The organism is Alphaproteobacteria bacterium (genome assembly GCA_040218575.1).
In the GTDB taxonomy this organism is placed as follows: Bacteria; Pseudomonadota; Alphaproteobacteria; order JAVJRE01; family JAVJRE01; genus JAVJRE01.
In genome coordinates, this window is the sequence record JAVJRE010000003.1 from 1 (window position 1) to 13,254 (window position 13,254).

Consider the following 13,254-nt stretch of genomic DNA (forward strand, 5'->3'; position numbering starts at 1 on the left):
CCTTCGCCCGCCTGGCTCCTGATATAGGCCGCGCAGGCCTCGCGCTGGGCGTCCAGGGAGTTGAAGTCCTGCTCCAGCCCCTCTTCGGAGGACTTACGGGTATAGACCGCACAGCGTCGGAGCTTAGGCGCGGTCATCACGGCGGCCCTTCAGGCCGAAGAACAATGGCCCGGACCAGCGAGCGCCGGTGATCTCGCGGGCCACGGCAGAGAGCGAGGCCCAGGTCCGGCCGCGATACTGCACGCCGGTCTCCAGCACGATCACCTCATAGGTGGCGCCTTGCCACTCTCGCAGTAGCCGCGTGCCGGGCTTGACCGTAGTCGGGGAGCGAGACGGCGGGCGGCCGGCGGCGATCTCTTCCGCGGCCCGGTACAGCCGGCGGCGGGTCACCGGGCGGAGGCCGCCGAACGCCTGTTCCTGCAGCCGGTAGGCCACGGCTCGGGTCATGAGGGCGCGCCCCAGCCGTGACGGCGGCGGAGACCCGTACAGGCCCTGCCTCCGCTGTTTGAGCCCGTCGAGCGGCAGTTCGGGCAGGGCCGCCAGTTCCGCGGCGAGCGCCCCGTCGGCGCCTTCCCGATGCACTTTTCGGCAGAGTGCCATCAGCCTCGCCCGGTGATGCGGTAGACCCGGCCGCGGCTCTCCACCTTCTCCGACGTGACGTCGAGGCCGAGCTTCTTCTTGAGCGTGCCGCTGATCGCGCCGCGCACCGAGTGGCGCTGCCAGCCGGTTGCATCCACCGCCTCGTCGATGGTGGCGCCGCCCTTGCGCTTTAGAAGGTCGATCAGCAGGGCCTGCTTGGTACCAACACGCATACCGGTGGTTGCTGACAGTTTGGTGGTCTTCTTGCGCGGATTCTTTGGCTTCGATTGGGTCGTGGGATTGGCTGCTTCGGCCGTATCGTCCGGCTCGACGCCGATCGCCTCCAGACCTGCAAAGGTGATGGCGAGTGCGACGTGCTCGCCGTCCTTACCGTCGCGCCAGACCCCCTCGCCGGCACTGGCTGGCCGTTCTTCGATCAAGTCTTTCTTTATCAGGCTCTTGAGCACGGACGCGGCGCTGCCCTTGTTGAGGGTGAGGGACGCGGGCAGAGGTAGGACGGCACCGTCGTCACGCTTGGCGGCATGGGCCAGAATGACCCGTTGGGTATCGGTGAGATTGGGCATGGGGTGGTTCCTTGTGCTTGGGCCATGGGCCTCCATGGCCTCCCACCACCCCAAACCCGGAGGTCCGGGCCGGGCCCAGGCGTGCTCTCAGATGAGCCAGGGCCAAGCCCCATGCATGCTTGCTTTGCGGTGGCTGACAAGCGAGAAATGGGCCTCGTCTCCAATGCCCTGAATATCCCCCGGAACCGTCTCATGTATGTCCGTGTCGCACAGGTCAGTGACCTGCCGATCATCCTCGGCCTGTTCCAGGAAGCCGAAGCCTGGCTCAATGCCAAGAACATCAGCCTGTGGCCCTGGGTCCTTGGCGCAGAAGCCGAGGACACGGCCTTCTGGTATCTGACCAGCAGCGAGCCCAAGCTGGATCGTACCACCGGGGCACCGGCCCGGACGGTCTATGTGGTGGAAGGCGGCCGCGGGCCCTATGCCACCTTCTGGTTGGCTCTAGCCGACCCAGACCAGGTCTGGCCCGGGCCACAATGGGATACCGCAGTCTATGCAGGCAATCTGATCGTCAGTCGTGCTCGCATCGGCCAGGGTTCTGAGGTGCTGTCCTGGATCACGGAGGAGACCATCCGCCTGGAGCGGCGGGCCATGCGGCTCAGCGTGCCGTCCGGCGCTATAAAGTTGTTCAACTACTTCCGGCGGCATGGGTTCGAAGCGGTTGGCCAGGTCAACACAGATCCACCGCTGCAATTGCTGCAGAAACCCCTGGTGCCTAGGTAGCAGGCTGTCCACACGCCAGATGGAATCTCGGTTCTATCCGGCAGCGATCACCCTTGCGGCGCGCGCGACCGTCGCTATCTTCCCGGCTTCTACATTGAGCTGATCTGCCAGTTCCATCAGCTCGGCCAGGCTCTGCCGAGAGGACTGACCCGCTACCGCAATATCACTGACGTATTCCAGCATAGCCGTAGCGGCGGCGAACAGCTGGTTGACCAGGTCTCGGGTGTCGTCATGGGCTTCGCCGGCCATGGTCAGAGTGACGCTTGCCGAGCCGGTGAAGTCCAGACGAATGTTGAGATACAGTTACCCTAATAGCCGCGGAAGCCACGCAAATTGTCAAACACATCGACGCCGGTACGGGCGCGATAGTGATCGACAGTGTCGAGCGGGAAGATCGCGCGGAACCGCACTTCCGGCAACTTCCTATGGTAGTGAGTCTGGGCCCAGCGCAGGAACTGCGAAACACTATCAGCCTGATCGTCGTGGCGAGTGTTTGGGAATGCAAGGATTTCGCTGAGGAAAGCATCGAGCCACGGTGCTTCGGCTGGCAGAAACACCCGGCCATCAGCGATCATCGCTGATACGCCTTCCATGCGGATTGCCTTGTCGCCTTCTGGTTTGATTGCTCGGAACGGCACCTGATTGCTCTGCGCCAAGCTTTGCATCAGTGATCGGCCGGTTGATGCGTTTTCAATAAGCACAAGATTTGGCTTGCGCCGAATACAAAGATGCTGTGCCATTTTGATCAGGTCGGGATACTCGATCCGCTCACGAAACACGTGCATCAAGTAGTAGCGGCTTTCGCATATACCCCAGGTGGTGCAAACCGAATAGCTGGCCGTCTCACTGATGCTTGATGCGGTATCCCAACTCTGGACCACCGTATCGAACTTCGGCGGGTTTTGCGTGTCATAGCTTCTGAACCAACGCTGCTTGATCAAATTACCTTCTGGCGGCATGGGATTCTGCTGGAACTGGGCCTGAAAATTATACGGACCCAGCGTCTTCCTGAATGTGTTCAGATTGTCCAGGCCCATGCGCGCTTCGTGCATGGCTTCGCCCTTCTTTCGCTCATAGAATTCATCATCGCCGATTCTTATGGTCTCGCTCTCCGTCGCGATGGCAGGAACATAAATCCGTGTCCAGTCATCCAGTTCCTCCACATAGCCAATGAGATCATTCTGATGAACTCGCTGGCTGATGATGATCATGACCCCGGTCTTAGGATTATCGAAGCGAGTTAGCACAGTGCTTGAATACCAGTGGTTGACGCGATTGCGCTCCGCTTCTGAGGTGGCGTCCTTGGGGTTGATAGGATCGTCGATGATGATGAAGTGACCGCCGAGGCCTGTAAGTGTCGCGCCGACCGATGTGGCGTAGCGGAACCCACCCTTGGTGGTGGTGGTTTCATCGAGACTGTCCTTGTCACCGATCTTCAATTTGGGGAATGCCTTCTTGTACCAGGGCGCCTTGATGATACGCACGAAGTCTCGATGAAGCTTTTCAGCCAGGTCCTTGGTGTAGGAACAGCAGATGAAGCGGCGTGTCGGGTCCCGACCCAGGCACCAAGCCGGGAAGGCCACGGAGACCAGGAACGACTTGAGGTTGCGGGGCGGAAGCGCCACCAGAAGTCGTCGCTCACAGCCGGTACAGGTATGACCGAGGCGCCAGCACAAGAGCTTCAGGTGCCAGTTGCTCTCGAACTGTTCCCCCACATTGACGGTCTCGAACGCCTTGATCGCGAAAGAATAGAAATCCTTGCGGAGCAAGGCTTCGACTTCTTCGTATCCGGCTCCGTCAGTTTCAGGCATGTCACTCAGCGTCATGATCATCTCTCTCAGTTGGGTTGGGGGTCTGGGTCTTGAGGATGTGCTTCTGGAAGTTTTCCAGAATTGCCTTGTCAGCCTTAGTTAGATCGAGTTCTTCGATCGGCACCTCTTCTGCGTCGTGGAATTTGTAAATCAGGTTGAATAGCAAGGTCATGGCACGGACATCGCCGTTCGCAGCCTTGGCAATCAGGCTTTTGACTAGCGCTGTTTGTTTGGAGACCGTCTTGGGCTTGCCGCCCTCCTTGATGGTGAGCTTTTCGTTTAGTTCCTTGCCCAGGACGGTCTTCAGGTTCTTGGCCTCCTTGGGCTTTCCCTTGGGGTTGCCGGACTGACCCTTCTTGAACTGGTGCTTCTTCGGCGGCTTCTTGTAGCCGACCTCAAAGTCGCTGCTCATACCGGCACTCCTTCGCCCCGATCATCGTCAGCGTCTGGTTCGATGGTTGGTTGCGGAGCGGGATCGCCGCCTGGCCCGCGGCAGGCGGCTACCTCATCGAAACTCTGGCCAGTCTTCCGGAGACGTGCCGTACCGCCGGTAGCGCCCTGCCAGCGGCGCACCGCTACATCCACGTAGAGCGGATCAATCTCCAGGCCATAGCCGCGCCGGCCAGTCTTCTCGGCCGCCAGGAAGAGGGTGCCGGAGCCGATGAATGGATCGGCGATGATGCTGCCACGGGTTGAGCAATCGAGGATGGCGTCAGCCACCATGGGCACCGGCTTGACCGTCGGGTGGGCTGCCAGCGCTTCGTCCCGTTCTGCCCCGAAGGCATTCTGGCCAGGATAGGTCCAGACATTGGTCCGATAACGGCCGTGCTTACCGAGCTGGACATTGTTGATGTGTGGCGCCCGGCCACTCTTGAACACGGCAATCAGCTCGTGCTGGGAGCGGTAGAGCGAGCCCATGCCGCCATTGGTCTTGTTCCAGACCACCAGGTTCAGCTGATCCTGGTAGATGTGGTCACTGGCTTCCAGCAGGTGACGGTAATGGCGCCAGTCGATGCAGACGAAGTGCAAGGAGCCATCGCTGCTGTGATCCACTGCCTTGACCAGGCAATGGGCCAGGAAGGAGATGTACTCACCATCTGCCATCTCGCCCGAGGCCTGAGAGAACTCGCGGTGGGTATTGCGGCCCAGCCCAGATACGTGACCACGGATTGGCACATTGTAGGGCGGGTCGGTGAAGACCATTTGGGCCTGCTCGCCGCCCATCAGGACATTCCAGGCAGCCCTGTCTACGGCGTTGCCACACTGCAGCCGGTGGTCGTCCAGCAGCCACAGATCGCCCGGGCGAGAAACCGGCACCGCATCGGGGTCCACTTCCGGCACCTCGTCTAGCGGATCGTCATCTTCTTCATTCGCCTGTTGGATAACGAAGTCGATCTCCGGCGGTTCGAAGCCAGTCAGATCCACCTCGAAGTTCACCGAAGCGAGGTATTCGAACTCGTGGGCCAAGGCCTTCTGGTCCCATTCGGCGAGCTCGGCGATACGGTTGTCGGCGATACGGAAGGCCCGGAGTTCGACGGCGCTCAAGTGAGTGACTCTTACTGCCGGGACAGCATCCATGCCGAGATCGGCCGCACATTCCACCCGCAGCTCGCCGGCGATGATCTGGTTCTGGCTATCGATCAGGATAGCGCCCAGGAAACCCATTCGCTTGATCAGGCGCTTGAGCGTCTTCTTCTGATGTTTCGTATGCTGACGCGGGTTGTCGGGCAGGTGATTGAGATCGCTCAGCCGTACCATCTCGATGGCCGGATGGTTGCGCAGATCCGTTAGACCCTGACCTGGGAGGCCTGGTGTCCCTGGTGTGGTGCTTGGTTTTGGGCTTTTCGCGCCACCAGATAGAGCATCTCGTGGCGTACTGCGAAAGTCATCGGACATGAACGACTCCTCTTGCGAGCTGTCGTTCCGTTACCACCTTCCTGGAATACGACAGCGGATTGACCCCCGCATCTCCGTACTCCAGCTGAACTGGCGGTAGATGACTTACGTTGCAGCGACCGTAGCCATGAAATGATTCCTTCGTCAACAGGCTTGTTGAATTAGTATGCAAGTGTTCGCCATGCATTCGACTTGTCGTTGTGAAGTTAACTTCATTTTCCCAATAGTCGCCGGCTGACTGAAGTTTGCAGTTAACTGCAAACGCCAATCCGCACCTGCGCTGATGCGAATCTGTCGATGTTGGTGTAGGTGCTGTCAGAGCGGAGATGATCATTCATCACCTCCCTCGGGAGACGGTTCCTGAGAGGAGGAAGAGCCACAGTGATCGCGCCAATAAACAAGTAAAAGGCCCAGTATCTCGAGGGCTTCAAGGGCGGGAACTCTGTAGGCCAGCACATTCTGGATGCCGATTTCCCGGGCGCAGATCGGGCAGAAATCTCCCTCGAAAACGAGCCCACGCTCGTCAACGATGATTGGGCCGAGCCACCCTTTCTCGAGACATGCGCTCTCGAGGCTCAACTCTTCAGGCGGTGAATGAGCGCAGCGATTCGGCGCCAGAAACGTCAGCGAGCCAATGGGCACCAGTTCACAAGCGTGATGGTGCTTCCCGTGCTGAGGGTCGAGCGCGATCTCGCTCGAGTTAATCAGCGCAGCTGCCGAAAATCTTGAAATGGGAATCGTCTTGTCCGTCATCGTGACCAACCTCCTTCAACGGTTGTTGGTCACCCGTGGAGGACGATCAACAACCGTCCTCCTTGACGAATCACTTGGTGAGACTCTTCTACATCAACAGATTCATGACACCAAGAGAAAAAATACAGGGGATGAATCAGGCCTCTGATATGCCCGGCAACAATTGTTGTGATGAATTTGTTCGCCGAATAATGGCAATAGACTCGGGCTTAGTGCCGGCCCAGTCGTCGACGTCGGTTGGCTGGAGTTACGTCTTCCACCAGCTCGGCAATGGACACGCCTAGTGCGTCGGCGATTTTTTGTAGAACGACGACAGTGGGATTGCGAACGCCGCGTTCGACACCACTGATATAGGTCCGGTGCAGGCCGCATTCAAAGGCAAAGACCTCCTGCGAGAGGCCACGCTCTTGGCGCAGGCGCTTGAGATTGAGGCCAACCGTGCGACGAATGTCCATGGCCCGAGTGGGCCAACTCTGCTGACTTTTGATCTACAGACGATGAGTCTCAATTGACTGGACTTCCCCGGCAGGATTAGCGACCAATAGCCTGTGGGGAGGCTGGTGCCCCCGGTATCTGTGGCGGGGACATTGAGATGGGTGGACGACAGCATGCCGGGCCGATTTTGGTCTCAGGCCTGGACGGACCAGGGGTGGCGGACCCACTGCCGCGGCTGGACCTGAGCCAGGATGGCGCGGGCCGGGTGCTGTACCACGAACAGTGGCTGCAGCGGTTGGTGCAGGCCCACCCCGGGCTCCTGCCGGTGGAGGAGATCGAGCCGGCCTTTATGCCCTTGGTGCCGGTCTGTATGGAGCTGCCGACCCCCAATGGTCCGGTCGACAATCTGTTCATCACCCCGACCGGCAATCTGGTGCTGGTGGAGTGCAAGCTCTGGCGCAACCCCGAGATGCGCCGCCAGGTGGTGGCCCAGGTACTGGATTATGCCGAGGGCCTGTCCCGTTGGGGTTATGGCGATCTTGAGGCGGCCGCTCAACGAGGTGCTCAGCTCAATGGGTCCCGCCTGACACAGGGCCTCTATGATCTGGTGGCCCCGGAGCTTGAGGAGTCTGCGTTCATCGACGCGATCTCTCGCAATCTCAGGCTCGGCCGTTGCCTGTTCTTCATCCTAGGCGATGGCATAAGGGAAGAGACGGAAGCCCTCGTTGGCCATCTCCAGTCCCATGCCGGAACTCACTTCGCCCTGGCCCTGACCGAACTGGCCCTCTATCGGCTGCCGGCAGGCGAAATCCTGGTGCAGCCGAGACTCATCGCCCGTACCTTCAACATCGAGCGGGGCGTCGTCCGCCTCGATGACAACCGGTTGTCGGTTGAGTCTGCACCTCAGGTCAGGACGACAGCCAAGGTTGCCAGTCGCCAGTCTCTGACCGCCGAACAGTTCTACGAGCACATGGCGGCATTGGATCCGTCACTTCCCAAAAAACTCCGAAACTTCCTGGCCGAGTCTGAGGCACGAGGCATTGTGCTCGAGTTTCGTCGCAGCCTGATCCTACGTTGGACGGCGGTGGACGGGACCTCCTTCAACCTGGGTCACATCGATACCAGGGGCCGGCTGATGACCGAGGCCATCAACTGGGGTGCGCGAGAGAAGGAGGTATTGGAGATCACCCAGGGCTATGTACGGCAGCTGGCAGACGTGCTGGGCGGCGAGATTCAGGCCCGCCCCGGCAATGGTGATCACATCTATGTGGTCGTGGGTGGCGCAGTCCCTATGATCGAACAAGCGTTGCGTCACCAGGACCAGTGGCTGCAGGCGATCGATCAGGTGACGGATAGCTTAAATGATAAGCTGGAGCACACCAGCTACTAAAGGAAAAGATAGGTCTTCGGGTCGGCCCTTGTGATCTGAATCACAGGGTGATGATTGAAGCCGTTGATATATTTGCACAGAATAGGAGTCATCATTCCAAGATGTGCCAATAGAATTCAATTTGTACTTCACAGATTCGCTTCGGGGTGGTGATTATGACAACGGGAGAGAGACCAGACTTTCTGCTGCGTGGTGAGCCAGCACGCCTGATCCCTGTGGTTGCCGACACCAGCCGTGAGCAGCGCGTGACCTCTGTATTGCTAGCGGGCATGGTGGCCGTACCAGACTTGGCCAACAAGATACTCTCGGCCGCGGGAAAGCCGGTTCGCAAGACCTCGCGTGTCAGCTGCTGGACTGAGCCCCAATTAGCCAATCAGCCAGCAGAGCTCCGCTCACGGGCTGATGGATTGATCGTCGTGCGGACCGGCAAGAAGACTTGGTCCGCCCTGGTGGAAGCTAAGATCGGCAATACGGAGCTGGATCCCCAACAGGTCGAACGCTATGCCGAGCTCGCTCGGGCCAATAGGGTCGATGCGGTCATCACTCTATCCAACCAATTCGTCGCTGGCGCGGATCATCACCCGGTGCGACTGCGCAAGAGTCTGACCAATCGGGTTGGGCTTTATCACTGGCCATGGATGTGGGTATTGACCGAGGCCCTTTTGCTGGATTGGAACAAGCAGGTTGAAGACCCCGATCAGGCCTTTCTGATCGACGAGATTATCCGCTACCTGTCGCATGATTCGGTAGGCATCAGCGGTTTCGGCCACATGGGGCGACAATGGAAGTCAGTTGTCGACACAGTACGCAATGGTGGGACATTGTCGCGAAACTCCCCTGACGTAGTCGCAGCAGTCAGCAGTTGGCAGCAGGAAGAACGCGACCTCTGTCTGAACTTGACACGCCATCTCCATACCCCGGTCACCCTCAGACTCACACGACGCGAGCGTGACGAACCGACTCTTAGGGTGGATGCCGCGGTCCGACAGCTAGCCTCCGACAAGACTCTGTCGGCCACGATCCAGGTCCCTGGCGCGGCAAGTGAGATTGAAGTGACCGCTGACCTACAGACGCGGACCTTGCGTTGTGCCATGCAGTTACAGGCGCCCGAGGATCGTAAAGGTGCCGGCGCCCGGTTCAGCTGGCTGACGCGACAGCTGACTCGTTGCCACCATCCCGAGGTCTATATTCAAGCCCAATGGCCGGGCCGAACGCCACCGACAATGTCCACTCTGTTATCCATTCAGGAAGGTGGCCCGAGTGGGCTTCTCCCAGAAAACAGCAAATTAGTGCCGCACCACTTCCAGGTTCTGATGGTCAGGGATACGGCAGGACGATTTTCCGGCTCTAGAACATTCATCGAAGAATTGGAGAAGCTTGCCATCGTCTTCTATGACGAAGTCGGGCAGCACCTCAGAGCCTGGCAGCCACGACCGCCAAAACCCAAGGCGGTTGAAAAATCGGACGAAAACCCCAGGCCGCATACCCACCATGCATCTATAGTAGATGTCGGGAGTGATAGCGGTAGCGAGGCACATTCAACACAAGTAGACAAACCGGAGGGCTCCTAATCCTTGTATCTACATGCCCTAGGACCATCACCTTGCAAAGGATGTTGTTGACTGGAATGGTTCGAAACACCATCTGCGGACCGCTCCCTCGTATCCGTAGCTCGGTGTTTGGGTATCGGTTGCCTAAGCTAAGTGTCGAAGGTTCGAAGTCTGCCGATACCAACACCCATCTCTTGGCCTTCAATTCTCAGTCGTTATAGAGCTGTGTTATTCAGAGCCAGTTATTCGGAGTCGAAACATGGTCAAGGTATATCAAATATTTGTGGGATGTCCGTTTCTAAATACGATACGCAAAAACTTTGACAAGCTTAGATATGACATAGAGAAGGAAACGCCACTGCATATCGTTTTAGCAGATACAATGGGAATTTCCTCCACAGACTATTTGTTAGAGCACATCACAGGACTCATCCGAGATTCAGCGGGTTGCATCTTTGACGTGACCGGGGGGAATGCGAACGTATCTCTTGAGGTTGGCATCGCACATGCACTTCCTTCGGATTTTCTCTTGACCCTAAAGACCAGGAAGCCGCGCACTCAAACCAATGCCCTGCGTGGCTTGCAGCGTGAGGGAGAAGCAAAACCGATCATCTCAGATTTGCAGGGCCGAAATCGGGTTGAATACAAGACCTATCCGGCACTGAAGGACCAAGTCCTAGAGCGGTACTTGAACACACTGCCATACCTTCGCCGATGGCGCCAATTTCGAATGCGACACTCCAGCATGGTCGAGCCAGCGCTGCAAATCTTTGACGATATAAGAACCTCGGGCAGGGCTCTTCGTCCCCGCGTTGTATCGATGTTAGACGGTACTGGAATTACTGCGAGGGACCTATTGGACGCACTGTCCCGTGAGAAACTGATCACGGTCAAGCGGGGACGTGCAGGAGGAATTTACTATCCGAACAAGTAGATTAGGATTGCATTCGGCGTTCGAGTCCTGTCGAGCGCTCCAACTCTTTCACAGGAAAGAGAATGGTTGACGTCCGAGCCAAGTACGTACCGCCAGCAATTGACCAGCTCGCCTTCAACTGCCCGCATTGCGGCGCGCTGGCGAAACAATTCTGGCTTACGCTTCACGCCGCCGCGATGAAGAAGGACGGGACGCCGCTCCGGCTCACAGACGACGAGGTCAAGGACATGACCCTTGACCACATCGAGGAGGCTGATGAGCGGAGGAGGCTGAGAGATTGGGCTGAGCGGATGGCCAAGGGACGGCCTTTCATCGAGCGGAATTCGAAGTATCGCGAATTCGACCTGCAGAATGTCTCGTTATCTCGCTGCTACAACTGTAACGACGTGGCTCTCTGGATCTACGACCGACTGATTTGGCCGCAGCGGGGTGAGGCACCACTTCCCAACCCCGATCTACCCGACGATGTCCAGAGGGACTACGGCGAGGCAAGCACAATTTTCGACCTCTCGCCCAGAGGAGCCGCCGCGCTCCTGCGTCTTGGCATCCAGAAGCTATGCGCTCACCTCGGCGAGAACGGCAAGAGTATAGACGATGATATCGCCTCGCTCGTGAGGAAGGGACTGGACGTGCGCGTGCAACAGGCGCTGGACGTAGTGCGCGTGATTGGCAACAACGCTGTTCACCCCGGACAGATCGACTTGCGGGACGATCGTGCCACGGCGAAGAAGTTGTTCGGCCTCGTCAACCTCATAGCAGAGATAATGATCAGCCAACCGAAGCACGTAGCGGAGATGTACAGCGGTCTGCCAGAGAGTTCGCGCAAGGCAATAGAGATACGCGACAAGAAGAGATAGGGACGAGGCGAGTTATGACTGTCCTTTACAGAACAAGTGGGCGGTGGAAACTGTTTCTAACGTGTCTGATGTCAGCGTATGTGGGACAGCTTGAGGGTCAACGTAGCGGTATTCTTGTTGTGCTGAACTAGAAATTTATCGGCGCCAGATCTACTTTGATCAGTGAGTCGGCATCGCGGTTCAGCGGATCGTCCATGTCTTCGATGAGGACATACATGCCGCCCAGGACATAGATCACGAGCGCCGCAGAGAAGAAGCCCACCAGGCCTGGGATGGCGAGAATGACGACGCCCGTATAGACCACCGTCACATTGCGCAGGAAGCGTTCATAAGCGATCGGTGTATGGCTCTGCGCACGGTGCAATACGAACTCAATATCGCGGTGCAGACTGGCCGTCACAGGCCCACCGATGCCGGCCTTCTCCAGGACTTGTTCCAGGTGATCTGACCGCTGCCGCATTTGGTTGAGGTGGTCGGCGACCCCGTTTTGTAAGGCTTGGCGGAAAGATGCTGTCCAGGACTCGATCTCGCGTACGACGGCCGGGCTGTCTTTGTTGATGTCACGAAGAGAGCCGGCAATGTGGGCAATCGCATCTTCCAGAGCGTGGATGCGTCGCTGGACGATTCCCAATTTGGTGCCAAGCAAAATACCAATCGCAAAGCCCGTGACGCCGATGACGATAGTGAGGTCACTGCCGAGCGGAGGCCACCAGGCTTTGCCCTCCAGCGCCACCACAAGCCCTTTGATGCCGACACCGATAGCTACATAGGGCAGGATCTTGCGGGATATGCCGCCGGCTGTTCTCGCTGAGGCACCTGACACCCTCATGAGCTTCAGAATGCGAACGAATCGGAACAGGCGAAGCGCCCGCAGGGCGGAAAGATCGGCGCCGAAGGGTGCTACCCAACCAACCAGGCCAGGGACCACCGCGACCACATCGATCAGACCCCACCAGCTGAAGAGATATCTGAGTGGTTTGGGATAGCATGAGAGCCGAACCACGAGCTCCAACGCAAAGACCGCCAATATGAACCGTGAGGCGCCGTCCAGGACGTCGGTGTATCTACTGGCGATGTCAGGAAATCGATGCTCTATGACCAGAAGCACCACAGAGCCATAGATAAAGGCCAGCAGCGAGTATACGACGATACGGGCCGGCAGGGATTGCGGTGCATCCAGAGCTTCGATGACTCGATGCCGCACAGATCGACTATTGGTCGGACGGTTATCTCGGTCTGTGCTTTGGCTGACGGCCATTCCCCTGCACCCCATACTCCCCATTTCAGCCTAGGCGTAGCTCTGCAGCACTGGGTGTGATGTGTCTCACACTTGGGCTGGCAGACTTGTAGGAAACTCTGCTCGTCAGGTGGGGCTAGCCAAACGGAGAGGGCAGGGTGATGTGTCTGATCTACAGGTCTTTGAAAATCTTGGCGCTGGCCGTTGGACTGGCCCTGCCACTTGCTGGGCTAGCTGGCGACAATGGCCCTCCGGACCTCGTATCTGCGCCTTGCCAGGCCCAGGTGCAGGTTCCCTGGGCCGATGGCGTCAGCCAGGCAGCCTGCTGCCGGGTCTGTACGGTGGGGAAGCCGTGCGGCGACTCTTGCATCGCCCGCAACAAGACCTGTCACAAGGGCCCAGGCTGCGCCTGTTTCGCACCGCAGGGTGACTCAGAGGGCGATGGTCTGACGGACCTGTAGGTGGGCCTGGTTTTTCCTGTGGCATATCCGGTGGCATATTGTGT

General features: G+C 58.4%; 14 protein-coding genes. 5 read left to right on the forward strand and 9 right to left on the reverse strand.

The annotated features are described in order from the left end of the window. Positions 1-123: 123 nt before the first annotated feature. The gene (locus RIE31_03780; GenBank protein MEQ8639717.1) at positions 124-600 is read right to left on the reverse strand and encodes a DUF2924 domain-containing protein; all 477 of its coding nucleotides are present in this window, start codon (positions 598-600) and stop codon (positions 124-126) included. Beyond that, complete coding sequence (locus RIE31_03785; protein ID MEQ8639718.1) at positions 600-1,163, reverse strand: DUF3489 domain-containing protein; 564 nt, start codon at positions 1,161-1,163, stop codon at positions 600-602. The genes RIE31_03780 and RIE31_03785 overlap by 1 nt, the downstream gene beginning before the upstream one ends. Before the next feature lie 129 nt (positions 1,164-1,292). On the opposite strand from RIE31_03785, the gene RIE31_03790 reads away from it, so the two are divergent. After that, positions 1,293-1,886, forward strand: a complete 594-nt coding sequence (locus RIE31_03790) for a hypothetical protein (protein ID MEQ8639719.1) — start codon at positions 1,293-1,295, stop codon at positions 1,884-1,886. Between the two features lie 33 nt (positions 1,887-1,919). On the opposite strand, the gene RIE31_03795 is transcribed toward RIE31_03790, so the two are convergent. The 6 genes from RIE31_03795 to RIE31_03820 form a co-directional block, all read right to left on the reverse strand. Next, positions 1,920-2,135, reverse strand: coding sequence for a hypothetical protein (locus RIE31_03795; GenBank protein ID MEQ8639720.1), 216 nt, complete (start codon positions 2,133-2,135; stop codon positions 1,920-1,922). A 59-nt stretch (positions 2,136-2,194) separates the two neighbouring features. Further along, the gene (terL, locus tag RIE31_03800; GenBank protein ID MEQ8639721.1) at positions 2,195-3,712 is read right to left on the reverse strand and encodes a phage terminase large subunit; all 1,518 of its coding nucleotides are present in this window, start codon (positions 3,710-3,712) and stop codon (positions 2,195-2,197) included. Then, a complete protein-coding gene (locus tag RIE31_03805) occupies positions 3,699-4,109 on the reverse strand; it encodes a DUF5681 domain-containing protein (GenBank protein ID MEQ8639722.1) in 411 nt (136 codons plus the stop codon). The genes terL and RIE31_03805 overlap by 14 nt, the downstream gene beginning before the upstream one ends. Beyond that, positions 4,106-5,593: a DNA methyltransferase gene (locus RIE31_03810; GenBank protein MEQ8639723.1), complete on the reverse strand. Its 1,488-nt coding sequence runs from the start codon at positions 5,591-5,593 to the stop codon at positions 4,106-4,108. The genes RIE31_03805 and RIE31_03810 overlap by 4 nt, the downstream gene beginning before the upstream one ends. A gap of 330 nt (positions 5,594-5,923) precedes the next feature. Continuing rightward, positions 5,924-6,346 (reverse strand): hypothetical protein, encoded by a 423-nt coding sequence (locus tag RIE31_03815; protein MEQ8639724.1) that lies wholly within the window; start codon positions 6,344-6,346, stop codon positions 5,924-5,926. Positions 6,347-6,555: 209 nt separating this feature from the next. Further along, on the reverse strand, positions 6,556-6,801 hold the full coding sequence (locus tag RIE31_03820) for a helix-turn-helix transcriptional regulator (protein MEQ8639725.1): 246 nt from the start codon (positions 6,799-6,801) through the stop codon (positions 6,556-6,558). Between the two features lie 194 nt (positions 6,802-6,995). Here RIE31_03820 and RIE31_03825 point away from each other — a divergent pair, with 194 nt between their 5' ends. The 4 genes from RIE31_03825 (at position 6,996) to RIE31_03840 (ending at position 11,512) form a co-directional block, all read left to right on the forward strand. Further along, positions 6,996-8,171: a hypothetical protein gene (locus RIE31_03825; GenBank protein ID MEQ8639726.1), complete on the forward strand. Its 1,176-nt coding sequence runs from the start codon at positions 6,996-6,998 to the stop codon at positions 8,169-8,171. Between the two features lie 155 nt (positions 8,172-8,326). Then, the gene (locus tag RIE31_03830) at positions 8,327-9,742 is read left to right on the forward strand and encodes a hypothetical protein (GenBank protein ID MEQ8639727.1); all 1,416 of its coding nucleotides are present in this window, start codon (positions 8,327-8,329) and stop codon (positions 9,740-9,742) included. 238 nt (positions 9,743-9,980) lie between these two features. Continuing rightward, positions 9,981-10,655: a hypothetical protein gene (locus tag RIE31_03835; protein ID MEQ8639728.1), complete on the forward strand. Its 675-nt coding sequence runs from the start codon at positions 9,981-9,983 to the stop codon at positions 10,653-10,655. Positions 10,656-10,717: 62 nt separating this feature from the next. Further along, a complete protein-coding gene (locus RIE31_03840; GenBank protein MEQ8639729.1) occupies positions 10,718-11,512 on the forward strand; it encodes a DUF4145 domain-containing protein in 795 nt (264 codons plus the stop codon). A gap of 127 nt (positions 11,513-11,639) precedes the next feature. Here the strand turns inward: RIE31_03840 and RIE31_03845 are convergent, their stop codons facing one another. Beyond that, positions 11,640-12,770, reverse strand: a complete 1,131-nt coding sequence (locus RIE31_03845; protein MEQ8639730.1) for an ion transporter — start codon at positions 12,768-12,770, stop codon at positions 11,640-11,642. Positions 12,771-13,254: the final 484 nt, after the last annotated feature.